Below are 15,276 nucleotides of genomic sequence, written 5' to 3' on the forward strand. Positions count from 1 at the left end.
GAGATGCTGGTCGAGCTGTGCGGAGCAATCCCCGATCAATCGTCTTCGAACATCGCGACCGCATGGGCCTGCCGCACCCGCGCGAGCACGTCGTCGAAGCTCTCGACAGAATCGCCGACGCCGATAAGATGCTCGACCTCCTCGAAAGCCGCGCGCGCGGCGGGACGCGAATGATCCTTCAGGTGCACGGCGTTCGCGAGGAGCTCCGGACTGGCGCAGCCTTTCCGAACGACTCCGCTGAGCGTCTGCACCAGGGTCGGGATTACGGGATCGGTGCCGTCGGCCACGGCTTTGGCGGCCATGATGCGCGCGGGAAGGCCGGCGACGAACGCGATGTCGGGCACCAGCCGGACGGCGAAGTGCCGCGCGGTCTCGCAAGTCTTTATCAAGTGTTCCTTGGTGCCGATGGCGCGCTCGAGTTCGCACAGCGGCTTGGCCGCCATCCACGCTGCGAGTAGCGGCCGCATCTGGGGCAGCGCGACCTTCGCCTTCTCGACGCTGCCGTCGAGCGCGCGATAGTCCTTCCCAAACAGGCCCTCGATGTCGCTCGGCCGGATCAGGTACATCAGCCAGGCGGGATGCGCTTCGATCCAGTCGAAGATTACGTCCATGCATTCGGTGCTGGAGCCGCCGAAGGCTCCTGTCTCGACGAGCGCCGCGAGGCTCTCCGCCACCGCGTACGGAATGCCTGCCGCGGCCGCGACGCGCTCGAGCCAGGTCCGCTCCTCTTCCGGTGCCAGCTCCTCGCGACGCGCGAGCGCGGCGTCAATCCGACTCTCGATCCACGCCTCCTGACCCGCTTGGCGCTTGCGGTAAGCGACGAACGACCGGCGAAGCATGGTTGAGGCCAGAGCATCGGGCTCCTCGTCGTCGCCGACCGGCAGCCGGGCCAGGAGGTAGTCCTCGTTGTCCCCGGCCGTGCCCATGTGGATGCGGTCGAGCAGGTCGGTGAGCGGATCGTCGATCGTAAGACACTGGTCGGACTGTGCGAAGATGCCCTGAAGCGACATCCAGTGGCTCGCGATCGTGTTCTCGTCGTCGTCAATGTTGATGATCTTGCTCGGCACGACCAGCACGAAGCCTTGCCCACCTTCGCCCGCTCGGCCGGCGCGCCCGGCGGCGTTGAGGAGTTCATGCGCGTCAAGCTGCTTGAACTTGTCGTCGGACACGTCCCAGCGACTATCGCCGGCGATCAGCACGATGTCGCTCGGTAGGTTCATGCCTTGGGCAAGCGTGGACGTGGCGAACAAAGCGTCGAGACCGTCGCGACGCTTGAACAGCGATTCGTGGAGCGCGCGCTCGGGCTTGAGCAATTGCGCGTGGTGGCTTGTCGCGCTCCCATCCACCTGGCCGTCGGCGTCGAGCTGAAGGTAGCAATATTGCGGTCCGCCCAGCTCCTCCTCGACGAGCTTGCGCCACGCCTTTTCGTCCTCGGTGAGCGCGACACGGCGATCGGGAAGCAGCTTTCGGAAGTGCCGGACGGTGGACTCGGCCGCCGTCGTGCTCTGGACGAACGTCAACGTTTTCAGCCCGTCTTGCGCCGCTGCGGCCGCGATCGTACCCGCGACGACGTTGCCGTTCGGCGTGAGATACCATTCGCCCGTAAATTTCGCCTTGCTCGACGCGAAAGGCACGTCGTCGTCGAGGAGCGCCATCAGCGCATAGTCCTCGCGGTTTCGGGTCGCCCAAGTCTGACGAAGGCAGAAAAAGGCGAGCGGCCGAGCGTGAAGGCGGCTGGCCAGAGCCTTCGGCACGCCGCTGGTGGTCGCGGTGAGTTGCTCGGCCCTCAACAGGTCCTCCAACTCGGTGATGCGCTCGGCACCGTAAGCGACGCAACCGCGCGCTTGGCGAGTCGGCTTCCAGGCCAGATCGAGCGGGAGGCATGGGCGGCCGGTCAGCTCCGCGATCCAGCCGGCCACCTCGTCTGCGTTCTGCATCATTGCGGAGATCAGCAGGAGATCCGCGTCGGGGGCCGACTGGGTGAGGTTCAGCACGCACAGCATCGCGTCGACGGCCCGGCGGCTGCGGTCGGTTTCGCGGGGATGCAGGAGGTGGCATTCGTCGAACACGACGAGTGAGACCGCCGCAAATGCCTCCGGCTGGAGCGATTGCAGCACAAGACAGCGCTCAGGCGTGGTGACGATGATCTCGGGCAGCACCAGCAGGTCGGCGAAGGTGATCTCGTCGTCGAGGTCGCCTACGACGTTGAAGTCGGCGAACGCCCTGTCGAGCGTGAATGCGGTCTGATCGACCAGCGCGAGCGTCGGCGCGAGTACCACCACCGTCCCTCCGCTGAGCAAGGCCGCGGCGATCTTGAGTTCGGCGAGCGTGGACTTGCCGCCGCCGGTCGGGAAACTGACCGTCGCGGAAACGCCCTTCGCGAGGTAGCCTTGCTCCAAGGCTTCGCGGTGGTTGCGCCACAGATAGGGGCGTTTATAGGCCGCGCGGCGGACGATCCGCCACCAATCGTCGGCATCGACGCCGCTAGGCGCGCGTACCTGGCACAGGCTCGCGTCTGCCAGATCACGCGACACCGCGAGCAGCAACTTGGCAACATGCAATGGGCCGGGAAAGACGCTGACCACGCTCGGCCCGCCCTCGTCGAACACGTCCTCGATCGGCGCGATGCACAGCTCGCACACTTGCGCGAAGATGCGTTGAGCCTCTGAGTCCGCCACGGCTTCGGGATCATCAGGCGGTCGTTGGAGCAGCTCGCGGGCGAGCTGAATCACGCCGGCGTGGAGTTGGCGGAACAAGGCATCCACCGCGAGCGCTGCGCCGCCACCGTCGGCTGGTACGTCGTAGCCCTCGGACCTGTCGGGATTGACCTGGCCGGCGATCACTGCACGCAACCGGCCTGCGGCGAGGTCCCCTATCGCGCGGATCAGCCGAGCTTCGGCGCCGAGGTCGTCTCTGCCGCGATCGAGCCGCTTAGCCATTTCGGCTGCGTCGCTCTGCGAGTCCGCGATCAGGAACAGCAAGGTCGCGCAGACCTCGGGAGCGGCGTGGACAGCATCAATGAAGGGAATCCGCTCCCCGTCGTCCGTGACCACCATCTCGGCCATCAGGCATAGCTGCTGGGCGGTACCGGCGACGAAGGCGGCCGCCGCGCGGTCGGCGCGCTCGGGCGCGGTGGCGACGAGTAGCTCCTGCGTGGCCGCCAGCCGGCGCATCTCGGCCAAGAGCGTGTTCAGTGCCTCGCTGCGCTGCTCGGCGCCCGCGGCCCCGCGCAAGCGCACCCGTGCCGCGACGATCTCGGCGAACGCGTTGGTGAACCGCCGCGGAAGCTCTTCAAGGTTCAGGTTCTGCAGAGGAGGCGCATCGGCGATAAGCCCGATCGTGACGGGATCAAACATCGTCGCGCCATTTTTCGATCAAGGCCACCGCCTTGGCCGAGAACGCCGTCATCCAGTCCCGCATCTCTGGAATAGCCATCGTCTCGGCCTGTCGCCGCAGCGTGCTACCCGGCGCGACTTGGTCGAAACCCTTGAACAGAGCCTGCCGTTCGTCGTCGTCGTCATGGCTGTCGTCGGCAGTGACGGCGACGCGGTAATGCCGCGCCTCCTCCCAGGCGATACGCTCGACCGCTTCGTCGATGTCGAGTTCGGGGAAGCGCTGCTGGTGCGCTTCGAGCAGCCCTCCGGTTTCGGGGATCAGTTCGTTCATGCGGCCGCCCCTCTCGAGATCCCTGATGCCGTCCCACACGTCCCCGGTGATCATCTTGCGCGGGTTCTCGGTTGCCTTGTCCTCAAAGATCACGACCGCGGTGACCTCCTCGCCGGCTGCATCGAGCTTGAGCTGAAAACCGTCGAAGCCCTTGTGAGCGTGGATCATGTGTGGCGCTCGGACGACTGCACCAGCCTCCGTGCGGTGCGCGGCAATCCAGGAGATTGCTTGGAAGACCCATCCGTCGCGATGGTAGACTTGCTTGCCGGCCTCTACCGCGAGCAGCTTGATCGCGCCCGCCGCGGCATCGGCGCGAGTCGCCGGCGGTGCCTTGTCGATGTTCGACAGGACGGCAGCGACGTGACGCGCCTGACCGAGCGCAAGCCGGGCGACGCGGGCGGCGAGGTCGTCCTCGTCCGCGATTACCCACCGAGAGCCGTGACACAGTTCGCCATGGGATACCGGAGTGAGCGTCAGCGGCATGGTCGATTGAGCCCATTCTGCATACGCCTACGCACGTGCTCCCCGCCTTACGTCCTTGAACTGTGTCCGTTGCCCCATCTGAGCACGTCACCGCCGGACTATATAGGATGTTGCTCTCCAGTCGAACAGCAACGGACCAGGTAGCTGGATCTGCATTCACAGCGTGGGCGGAGAGGTGTCCGGCTGCTCGGGCGAGCACTACGGACCGCCGAAGAGGGTCGACCGGCTTACGCTGTTCCGACGTGGATCAAGCAAGCCAGGAGCATAGCCTACTATGGCGCGATCTCGGCGGACCCGTTCAGTGATCAGCCAAGCATCGTCCAGCGGAGTTATTTTAAGCCCTGACCAGACAGATTGCGAGCTGCCCGACAATAGTTGGGTAAGGCTCCGCATGACCAATTACTTCAGATAATATGAGCAGGCGGAAGCGATCATCGGCACCGGCGACGCTGACATGATCGCGCTCGCCCGCACGATCCTCTATGATCCGCGCTGGCCATGGCACGCGGCCGCGTATCTCGGTACCCAGGTAAAGGCCCCGCCCCAGTATCTACGCTCGCAGCCACGTCGCTTCCGCAACCTATTCGGCTCATCATGACTAAATCGATTTCGTTGAGACGACCCACTTGCAGACATTCGGGATCCCAATCCCGCATCGCAACTTCGGACATTCGTTCATGTTCGGTCGGCGTCTCGAGCGGCAACCGTGGAATGACGACATCTGGGACGTTGCTGCCGTTGCAGAGAGATAAGTCGGACGTTAGCTCTTGCCAGGAGCCGCAATTCACCGCTCGCCTGAGGGACATCACAGAATGACGGGAAGGGAGTCGAATTCTGCCAGTCCGCTCACAGATGCCAAGCTTAAAGACCGGACGGTCGGAGCCGGCGCAGTTCTTGGTCAGGCGGGCAGCGCCCGCCCAGCCGGCATGACGCTCCGGGACGCGCTACAGGTCAACAGCCTGGTCTGGATCCGCTCGCTCGCCGACCGCGACCTTGGGCCCTCGAGACGTATGACCGAGGATCTGGCGATGATTGCGACCGCCGACGAGAAGGACTTCCGCGAACTGGTTGTCACCGACCGTGCCTCGCTTCTCTCGTCGCTCGCCGGCGTCGCCGCCGACGCGCGGCAGGGGCTTAGGCCGATCCTGCACTTCGACTGCCACGGCTCGCGGGACCAAGGGCTGCTTCTCGAGCCGAGCGGCGAGTTCCTTAGCTGGGGCGACCTCGCCGACGCGCTGCGCCGCGTGAACGTCGCCACCCGCAACAACCTGTGCTGCGTCTTCGGCGTCTGCTTCGGCCTGCGGATGTCGCTCGAGCTGAGCCTGAACAAGCCCACCCCATACTACCTGACCATCGCCCCCGAGAACGAGATTGCCGTTGGCGTCCTCGAAGACCGGGTCGCCCGGTTCTACAGCGACACGCTGACGGGCGGGAACATCACCGCCGCCTACCAGCGCGTGCTCGCTCCCGATCTCAAGCTGTTCCACTGCAAGGAGATCATGGCGCGCGCACTTGCTACCTACATCGCGAAGAACTGCGTGGGCCGCGGGCGGCGAGAACGCCGCGAGCGCATGGTGACGCGAACGATGGACGCGAAGGGCATCGTCGAACCGACGCCCGAGCAGCTGAGCCAGGCGCGCGCCGGGATCAGGACCGCGCTCGAGCCATCGCAGGCGCTCATCGACAGATACGCTCCTCGGTTCCTGATCGGCCGCGATCCGGGATTCGGCTATGCCGAGCTCAAGCGGCTGTCGGACGGCTACGTTGCGCTGTTTCGCAAGCGGCTGGAGCTGGAAACCAGAAAGGCTGGGAGGTAATAGGCGACAACGGGTCTAACGGTTTGACTGGCTGCGCGGCCCGACACACTCTTACGCAATGACCGCCCATTCCGACCGACCGACGTTCGAACCACCCGAGCGCGCCCTGATGGTGCGCGAGCCCTACGTCTCGCTGATCCTCACTCACCGCAAGACGTGGGAGCTGCGCGCAAGCGCCACGAAGCTGCGCGGGCGGATCGGCCTCATCCGGTCCGGCAGCGGCCTGATTGTCGGCGAATGCGAGATCGTCGATGTCCTCGGGCCGCTCACACTCCGCCAGCTGCGCGACACGTCGTTCATCTCCGCCGCCGAGCGCGACGAGATCGCAAGGGAGGACAAGCCGCCCTACGTCGCGCGCGACGGCCAGTCGAAGACCTTCGCCTGGGTCGTCGACAACCCGATCATCTACGATGAACCCATTCCCTACCGGCACCCCTCGGGAGCCATCATCTTCGTCGACCTCACCAGACCGGGAGTCCTATGCTCAGAAGCGTCGCCGTCCGCTCAGGAACGCCAGCCGCGGCTTTTCTGAGGTCCCTCCAGCGCGACCTTGTGCGGTTCGGCCGCGAGGACGTCCGCCTGCTTTCGACAAACGACGTAATGTCGTTCGTGTGGGATCCGGACTTCACCACGTCCGCGTCGAAGGCGCTGCGCGACGAGTCGCTCGCCGCGCGCCTGGCCGGCCGGAAGGCCGCCCTCGAGGCGCTCGAGCGCGGCCTGCCCGCCGATCACTTCTCTCCCTTCGACATCGACTTCGGAAACCTGGGGATCGAGGTCGTTGCCTGCCCGCGCGGCAGCGCGGAGAACCGTCTGTTCGACTACGTCGCCGAGAGCCAGTCGGTCGCCGCCGAAACCCGCACGATGCGCACCGGGCGCTTCCTCATCTACGACCGCACCGCCGGTCCCGCCCGGGTCGCGGGCGTGCTGGCGCTGCGCTCGCCCATGTATTTCGACGGCGCCCGCGACGTCCATCTGAACTGGCCGCCGCTGTTCAAGGTCCGACCGGACGGCATTCGGGCCAAGAGCCCGCCGGCGATCGCGCTCCGAAACGCCGCGCTGAAGTCCATCTTCAACGTCAGCATCTGCATGGCCGCCCCTCCCTACGACGTGCGCGGGTTCGGACGTCTCGTCGCGGCGCTCGCCTTCTCCGAGCCCGTCATCTCGCATCTCGAGATGACCTATGGGGATCCGGTGCTTGGGCTGACGACCACGGGCGGTTGGGGCGGCAGCGCCGGACAATACGAGCGGATACGGATCGGCCGCGACGTGAACGATGGCCAGCGGGGAAAGCTATTCGAGAGGATCTACGGCGCGACGCGCTCCCTCAACTTTCCGATCGACCACTTCTCGGCAGGCACGTTCGACGCCGCGTTCGCGTCGCTGGCCGCGAGCAACGTTAGCGCCCGGCAGTTCCGCGGCCACGCCGCGAACAAACCTTTACGCAAACAGATGCTACTCGCAGCGGCCCGCCTCGTCGGCATCCCGCGGCGTGCGCTCGCCGCCAACGTCGTCGCGCATTACTTCGGCGCCATCTCCCGCGAGTGTCGTCAAGCGCTCGGCACGATCGCCACGCTCGAAACCCCGCCCGCCGCAAGAAGCCTTCCCGTGGCCGAGATCCTCGCGGAGTGGACCGCCAGCCATCCGCTGCCCCCGGCGGCCGGCGTCAGCGCCAGGCGACTCTCGATGTCCGCGACCTAAGCCGTCTCAAGTCCGGCGTGCCTTGTCGAGGGCCACGTCGTCCGTCCAGAGATAGTAGGCGTAGAGGCTCAGCAGCACGCCCAAGGCCGCGAACGCGCCCCGCCAGGCGAGTGGGACGATGATACCGTCCGTCGCCGGCGCCGTGGCGAAGCTGGTCGCGAACGCCGCCCAGGCAAACAGCACGCTGGCGGCGACCACGCTAAGGATCGCGAGCAGGCTGCGCACCGGCGCCTTGCGGTATCGCACCTCGATCGCGGGCTGCGGTCCGTAGGGATAGTCCTTAACGTCGTCATTCTCGTGCAGCTGCGTAGCGAACTGCACGCGCACTGTCTGGGCGGAGAGGCTCGACGTCGCCGGTATCGAGATCGCGACGGCCTCCTGACCGAAGGAGCGCGCCGAGAAGGAATTGCGTATCAGGTCCGACGCGGCCTTGGGCGATCCCTCGACCGTCACTCGGCGCAGGCGGTAGTCGGAGCCGTGCTCCTCGCCGCGCAGGAACTGGACGTGGAAGTAGATCGTCGACTGGTCGACCAGTTCGAGGACGCTGACGCTTCGGCCACCCTCGACTATCGTCCGCGGCTCAAGCGGCTTGACCTTGGTCAGCGCGAGCGGAAGCAGCGAGCGCGTCCTGTGCGAAATCCCCGTGATGCGCCAGAACGTGTCTCGCCGAAACTGGCTGTCCGGGCGCGACAGCACGCTCACGATGTTGGAGAAGGCCGGATCGTCCGCCTTCTGACCGAACAGCGCCTCCGACACGGTCGACGGGAACACGGCGACGTAGGTCTTCATCGGCATTTCGCCGGCAGCCCGGAGCTGCTCGACCATCTGGCCGGCGATCGTAGCGTTCGCGTCGTAGGGATAGCCGCCCAGCTCGAGGTCGAAGTAAAAGCGGACCTTCTCTCCGTTGCTCACCTCGCGGACCGCGACCACCTCCGCCAGCCGCGTGAGCGTCTGCATCGTCGGCTCGGGCAGGACGGTCTTCACGTCGGTGCCCGCGCCTTTCACGTAGCCGATCGGCTGGACGTAGGCGAGCACGGCGCGGGGCCGCTCGCCGTCCTTGACCCTGCGCAGAACGGCCTGCGCCTCCGGCGATACGTTGTACGCGCCGTAGTCGTAGGTCAGGACGTGGCCTGCCGGCAGTGCCAGGACCGTGTGAACGTCGTTGTAGTATTCCGGAAGGGTGCAGGTGTCGAACACCACCAGATTGCTCGCGGACACCGATTCCCCCTTCCCTCGGCCGGGACTCGCCGGCCCAGCACGAATAGCACGTCGGGCCGCCGTGGCCACGCCGAACCTCCCGCTCAGCCATCGTCGATCAGTGCCGCACTAGCTGATTAGCGATGAGCGAGACGGCAGCTTTTGGGCGGTCTACTCAACCGCTAAGTGGCAGAAATTGGGGCGCAAAGCCGACCGGCCGGTTTGCGTGGAACCGAATGGCGAGTTTCAGCGTAAGCCGACGCTCAGATCGAAGACGCTGAATGTCTTGGGTTGGTCGTGTGCCGCCGGCGTTCGTGGGACAATCCCGTCATTTCATTAACGACGGCTTCGGTTAGGATCGGTCATTCGCCGCTCAGTCATACCGACGGCAAGTTATGAGCAAGGCTGGCCGATTAAAGGCAGACCGCTTTCCGGAGGCCAATGTGGCGGGTGGAGGATGCGACTGGCGAGCGGTTCTGAGAGGCTCAGTCAGCTCGGCCACAATCCCTGCCGCAAACCCCACGTCCAGCTCACGCGCCGCGTGGCCTAGCGGGCGCCCCTCTGTCTACCGGCGTCGCGTTCGCGCTTGCGCGATCAAGCCTGCGCCGTAAGGCAACCTCGTGCCAGAGATCGTGGCTCGCGAAGGAGACGTGCCGCAGCATCTTAAGAGCTGCCGAGACACCGGCTTTCAGCCGAACGACGGCGTCGAGCTGCGCCATGTCGAGCCATTGATAGGCCATCAATGCCACTCGCACGTCACGGTACTGGCCAGGCCCTTGCCCAACGAACCTCTCCAAGCTCCGGCCAACGGAGGTCACGTCCTTCGCAAGATCGGCGAGTATCTTGGCGTCCCTGTCGTTCGGGACAGAGGTGCCGAGTTTACCCCGGAAGAGCGCAAGGAGAATGCTCTGGCTCAGATGCACATCCGACAGTGGTCCGTAGGTCAGCGGGCTCACGGCCACTTTGGATATCCGGCTTGCCGCGTCGATGGATGGCAACTCTGGATTCCCGCCGCGAAGGTGGGTTTCGTGTCTCACCAACTGCTTCAGCATAGCGAGGTAACTGGTGTCATAGTCTAGCAGGTATTGTGCCATGTCACCTGATAGGGCCGTTTTGGTTAGCGACTTAGACTTAACTTCGATAAGAGTGATTTCTTCATCCTCTGTCGCGAGCACGTCGACCTGAAAACGCTGCTTGGCGACGTGGTAGACGAGATCCGTCGCAACATTGACGCCTGGGAACATAGCGCAGATCGAAGCGACCACGCGCTCGCAGATGGCCCCCACCGCCTTCTTCGCGGCTTCCTCTTCGAGGCACTGCCAGATTCGCGTCACCAGCATCGTGGCGGCCTGCGCAGCTACAACAGTCTCCGGAAGAATCAGGTATTTGTCACCCATTTCAAACAGAATCACGCCGTCTGACGTCCTTGCTTCGGCTTGGAAGGGGTCAACAAACCCCTTGTTCACGCCACCTTGGCGGGCCGATGCTAGACGCAGTAGGTTTGGCAGGCCCCGCTCGGCCTCCCCCCGCTGAATCGTCGTCGGAGCCTTGGCGCTCGCCACCTCGAACAGCGTCCTCAGTTCCGACGCGAGTGTCATAGGCTGGACACCGAACGCCCTCCACTGGGCCTCGTCGAGTACCTCGCGCATGGCTTGCACAAACTGAAGGACCACCGCGCTTCGGTAGCGAGGAAAGGTGAAGAGCTGATGCCAGCCGAGGGCCTCGACTAACGTCGGGATCAATTCACCAGGATAGACATCAATCCGTTGTAGATTGTCGTAGCGCTCCACGTCTACGAGCGCGCCATAGTCTCGGGACAGCTTCACGAGATTGTCCCATGCAACTTCGGGCTTCCTCAATTTCGCAACGGGTCTCACGTGCTTAAGGGCCAGGGTAAAAAGCCAGCCATAAGGGATCGTGGGATCCTTCCGCTGGCCCACCGGCGGAACGACATCCCCGAGCAGCCACATGCCGTCCTCGAAACGTTCCTGCTCTTCCAGAATGCGGAAGAGTTGCAGGAGGACCTCGACGCCACCCAGTTGACGGACCAAGCCATCGATCCGCTGAAGCAATTCACGGCGGCGCCCCTCGGCGATACGGCAACCGTCGGTCCCGACTGCGACGGGGTATCCCGCCTCGCGGAGGCGGACGGCCGCTGCGCCGACCTCATGAGCGCGGGATGTCGAACCGGGAGCGGGGCCGAACCAGGTGTTAGACGCGAGGTCGTCGATTGCCCATCTCAGGGCGGCGGCCCAGAGGTCCGCTTCCCCGAAATCGACAAACCGGTCCTGACGCGCCTTCATTGCCAACCTTTCGGTGGCGCGTGCGACCTCGTCCGCCATGTCGCCCATCACCGCAGCGATCCTCGCCACTTTCGCAAGGCGCCGGACGTCACCCGACGGCCACGCACCTTCGGTTGCCGACAAAATCGCGTCCGGCGCCGTACCGGAGCCGAGGGGCATCCGAGCCGCCTGTTCGTATACCCGATCGAGCGTCTCAAGGATGCCTGGCTTCATCGACATCGAGCGACGATGGCCGCAGAAGAGCGGGTCGACCAGTCAAATCCGATCGAGCCCGGTCGGATGACTCAGAAGGCGACATTCACGGCACTCCTGCGGCTTCCTGTCCGGCAGTTGCCATAGTTGTGAATGGCCGGTCCCTGCAAAGTCAGACATCTCCGGCGGATCATCGGAATGGCGTATGTTGGTCGACACTTGCCGAAGGCAGGACCCAAAGCCGGCCGTCCAGCGGGATATTGCCGCTTCCCAGAGCCGAACGTTCATTCAGTAGGGCCGAATTGCGTGGTTGCGTCCAAACCTGACGTTCGCGCAGAGCGGCCTCATGTTACGAAGCGGACATTCTCGCGTGTGAGTCGCAGGTTCAACTTGTCGCCCCATTGCCGCGTCCTGCCGACGTGTCCCCCATTGACGCTCGTCATTGCGCGCTTTTCGGTCCCCGAAACCTCATAGAATAGAGGGGCTTTCGCGCCTCCGACTGCACGGGGACGGTCTGCAGAACTCGCCTCTCCACCTGCACCGAACCATTGATGAGCGCGCGCCGTTCGATCGCGCAGCTATTTCTTGCGTCCTCGGGCGCGCCGCTTTCTCCGGGAGACATGTTTGGGCGGCGTATCTGTGGGGACGGACGCCTTAGGAAACCTCGTTCTCAATCTCTGCGCCATTGCCGCGATCGCGTCACTCTTGCCGATGGCTGAGTCCACCACCACGGCGGCCGCGTGCCGATGGCTCGCATCCATTCTGAAACAGGCCGCTAGGCTGCGCTCGACGGCATCGACATCGAGCGCGGAGAGAACCTTTCGCCAAACCTCCGGCGCTTTATCGATCAAAAGGCGGAAGAGAAAATGCGCGTCCCCTGCATGATTCCGATCATAACTTGAGAGGCTGTTGGCGATCTCCCCAACGAACGGCTTTACTGCCGGCGCTATCAAGTCCGGCCTTGCTTCGCCGATAAGATAAAGCGCGACCGCGCCCATCTCCCACTCAACGTGACCGTGTTTCGCGAGAGTTAGTCTTTTCCCAGCTGCGACGTGGGCGATCCCGACTTCCGGCGCGAGCAGAACAAACCGGGGCGGCATTTCTACAATCTGATCCGCCCGGGAAGCTATAAATTCCGAAACCATCGATCGAGCGGCTTCGCGCATGGAGAGCAATCCAAGCAGTACTTCCGTCTCATGCGACGGACTGGCCCACTCGTCGCCGATCTGCGCGTCCAGCTTCGACCAATCGAGCTGGCGCACGACCGCGTCGTATTTCTGCGGGGCGCACCGGAAGAGAAAATCCAAGAGTCCTGCCGCTGACTGGAACTGTCGCATTCGAGCGTCGGAGAGCTGCTGCGCCACAAGCGCAGGATCGAGTGGCCGACACATTCGCCTGGCAATCGACCACTGGCGGGCGGTCGGCTTCAACATCCCGACATAGACACCCAGCGGGTCGAACACCCGCAGCACATGCATGATGAAATCGTGGCCGAGTTCGTGAAACGCTTCAACCGGGTCGTGAGCGAGAGCCGCTTGAGCTGTCGGTACGAACCGCTCCGCCATGTCCATCGCTAAATCTTTGTCCCACCAGAGGACCGAAGTGCAAAATGGGCCGAAGACATACGGCTTGTCCTGCAGCCTTTGGTCGCCTGCAAATGCGAGCAGCTTGCTCTTGTCGACCGCCGCTCTCATCTTCTCCTTCCAAGACTCTTCGCTGACGGCGCACAGGGTGCGCATGAGGTCGGCAAGCCCATAGGCGGTGTCCACGGCGACGTTCGAATAAGCGGCAGCGATTGGGGCGGGCTCGACACCCGCCGCAATCGCTGCCGCTGTGCGCTTCGCCTCATTGTGCAGTCCATTCAGCAGATGAGCGAATGCGTAGGCCCCGTCGTCGGGATTCGAAATCCAGCGCGAGAAGCTTTCTATATGCGGATCGATGACGGCCACTGCACCGTCGTCGAGAAATCTCCATAGCTCGGCCAAGGCGAGAGCCGCGTGACCGCGCTCCTCGCCTTCGGCCTGCCAACATCGCGCGGCAAGGGTTTCGATGGCGGTGGGCTGTGGCAGACGCCACCAGCGATAGTCGCCGATGCCGAACCAAACGGCATGCAAGAGCGAGCGCAAGCCCAGCAAAGGGAAATCAGGATCGACCAAAACCGTATCGATCAATTGGCCAATGCGCTGCCGCCCATTTTTGTCTTGGCCCACGAGGATCTGGTTGAGGACGACGGATGCGAAGCGCTGATGGGGCGTTCGACAATCCGCCGAACTCAAGATCAATCGTTCGGCTTCTAGCCATTTTAGGTGACACTCGACCGCCTCGCGTCGGATCCCGACCGTCTCACAAACTTCGGCGATGTCCTCAGGGGCGGCGATCGCATCGCGTGAAGCCAGTTGCCGCATCGCGATAGCGGCGAGGACAAAATCAGCGCCGACGCCGTGGGCCGCTTCGGCCGCTTGCTTTGACCTGCGCCACCCGCCTCCGAGGATGAAGCAGAACTGCCACGGCCGATCGGCCGACGCCTCAGCATGGTCGATGCGCTGGTTCAGGTCTTCGTCCATCATCCGCTCGCCGACCTGGTCGTCCGCCATACGAACAGCGTTTAGGGTTCGCGGGAGATCGGCCCGGAGCGCCGCGGCGATCGTTCGGACGGCGCGCCCTGCGTTGACCGTCACCGAGCCGCGCTCGAGGTCTGATTTTTCAATCGCGTTGTGGGTCGAAAGAACCAGAAGGTCTGCGCTGGCCAACTCTTCCAAGCGGCGAAGCTTAGCCGGAGCCATAAGGTGCGCGTTGTCGATGAAGAGGAGGCGCCTGCTGCGGCCGGCAGCGGGCGGATCGACAATCGTAGTCTCCGGATCGCTAAGGCGCAGCACCTCATAGCCAGCGGCCGAGAAATCCCGCGCCACTTGGTACGAGCAAATCGATTTGCCCGCTCCCGGCTCCCCGCCCAACCGAGCCGAGAATGCGATCCTCAGTTGAGCGGCGAGAGCGTCGGCTTCGACCAGTCGCGGACAGGCGCTCGCGTCCGAGGGGCCGAGCGGGCGTCCGAAGAGCGCGGGGCCGAGGCCGCGATCCGTCTTAAAAGTGATCGCCTCCCATGCGGCGGTTTCGGGGCGGGTGGCGACCAATCGTGTGTCCAAATCGCCGACCAAGCGGGTAAGTTTGGTTTCCAGAGAAGGCAGAGCCTTGAGTGCTTCGATCACCTGAGGAATATGGTTGGCGTGCTCGGGATAGAACTCTTGGATGAGCTCGGGATGCTCGGCGATCAGGGCCTGTATCTCTTCCCAACCAAGCACATCGATGGAGAACAGCCCGATCGGTTTGCGTTCGGCTGAAAGCTCCCGGGCAGCCTTTTGCAGAGCCCCATCGACCGGAGCGGTCGTTGCGAAAATCCAATGCTCTAGGGTTGGAGTAAAATTCTCGGCTTTGCCGACCTCCGCGAGTATCTCGGGCAGCTTTGCCTCGCTGCCATAGTTGGCGTCCTTCCCTTTGCATTGAACGCCACGGTAGGATTTTCGGTCACCGTTCACCGAGCCGAACACGTCAACGCCGTGCTGGGCTTGCCCGCGCCTCCCGTTTTTCTGGGCCAACGGGTCGTTCCATACCTTTTTGAACAGGGCATGGCAGAGGTCCTCGAACGTAGCCCAGTCTTTCGGTGGGGCGATCTGCTTGGCGCGGAACTGCATATGGCCAGTGTAATGCTCTTTCCGCTTCATGATAGACCGGGGCAGGGGCGAAGAATCCCTCGGGCCGACCTCCTTGATAGCCGTTCAGCGGTACTCGAATGCTTTGCGCCCTTCCCGACATTCTGAAAGTGAAGTCCGATTTTTTGTGGGCTTGGACGCCTAACGGATAGCTGGCTTGGGGCCACTTCGCGCGAGCGAAGGCGGCAATTCCAGCCCCGAAATCTCTTCGCT

At 64.0% G+C, this 15,276-nt stretch carries 8 protein-coding genes and 1 pseudogene; 4 read left to right on the plus strand and 5 right to left on the minus strand.

All coding sequences use genetic code 11. The annotated features are described in order from the left end of the window. Positions 1-35: 35 nt before the first annotated feature. Together PGN16_RS12635 and PGN16_RS12640 are read right to left on the minus strand one after the other, a co-directional pair. On the minus strand, positions 36-3,356 hold the full coding sequence (locus tag PGN16_RS12635) for a DEAD/DEAH box helicase (RefSeq protein ID WP_335309750.1): 3,321 nt from the start codon (positions 3,354-3,356) through the stop codon (positions 36-38). Further along, positions 3,349-4,149: a hypothetical protein gene (locus tag PGN16_RS12640; protein WP_335309751.1), complete on the minus strand. Its 801-nt coding sequence runs from the start codon at positions 4,147-4,149 to the stop codon at positions 3,349-3,351. The genes PGN16_RS12635 and PGN16_RS12640 overlap by 8 nt, the downstream gene beginning before the upstream one ends. 412 nt (positions 4,150-4,561) lie before the next feature. Here PGN16_RS12640 and PGN16_RS12645 point away from each other — a divergent pair. The 4 genes and pseudogenes from PGN16_RS12645 to PGN16_RS12660 all read left to right on the plus strand — a co-directional run. Next, a pseudogene (locus PGN16_RS12645) lies at positions 4,562-4,747 on the plus strand (oxidoreductase); the annotation flags it as partial. 412 nt (positions 4,748-5,159) lie between these two features. Next, positions 5,160-5,966 (plus strand): hypothetical protein, encoded by an 807-nt coding sequence (locus PGN16_RS12650; protein ID WP_335309752.1) that lies wholly within the window; start codon positions 5,160-5,162, stop codon positions 5,964-5,966. 58 nt (positions 5,967-6,024) lie between these two features. Continuing rightward, positions 6,025-6,498, plus strand: coding sequence for an ASCH domain-containing protein (locus PGN16_RS12655; RefSeq protein WP_335309753.1), 474 nt, complete (start codon positions 6,025-6,027; stop codon positions 6,496-6,498). 68 nt (positions 6,499-6,566) lie between these two features. Then, on the plus strand, positions 6,567-7,664 hold the full coding sequence (locus tag PGN16_RS12660) for a hypothetical protein (protein ID WP_335309754.1): 1,098 nt from the start codon (positions 6,567-6,569) through the stop codon (positions 7,662-7,664). Between the two features lie 6 nt (positions 7,665-7,670). Here PGN16_RS12660 and PGN16_RS12665 read toward each other — a convergent pair whose 3' ends face one another. The 3 genes from PGN16_RS12665 to PGN16_RS12675 form a co-directional block, all read right to left on the minus strand. After that, positions 7,671-8,882: a hypothetical protein gene (locus tag PGN16_RS12665; RefSeq protein ID WP_335309755.1), complete on the minus strand. Its 1,212-nt coding sequence runs from the start codon at positions 8,880-8,882 to the stop codon at positions 7,671-7,673. A 509-nt stretch (positions 8,883-9,391) separates the two neighbouring features. Continuing rightward, on the minus strand, positions 9,392-11,383 hold the full coding sequence (locus PGN16_RS12670) for a hypothetical protein (RefSeq protein WP_335309756.1): 1,992 nt from the start codon (positions 11,381-11,383) through the stop codon (positions 9,392-9,394). A gap of 551 nt (positions 11,384-11,934) precedes the next feature. Beyond that, positions 11,935-15,075: a hypothetical protein gene (locus PGN16_RS12675; RefSeq protein ID WP_335309757.1), complete on the minus strand. Its 3,141-nt coding sequence runs from the start codon at positions 15,073-15,075 to the stop codon at positions 11,935-11,937. Between the last annotated feature and the right edge of the window lie 201 nt (positions 15,076-15,276).

The sequence above is a fragment of the Sphingomonas phyllosphaerae genome (genome assembly GCF_036946485.1).
GTDB lineage: Bacteria > Pseudomonadota > Alphaproteobacteria > Sphingomonadales > Sphingomonadaceae > Sphingomonas > Sphingomonas phyllosphaerae_E.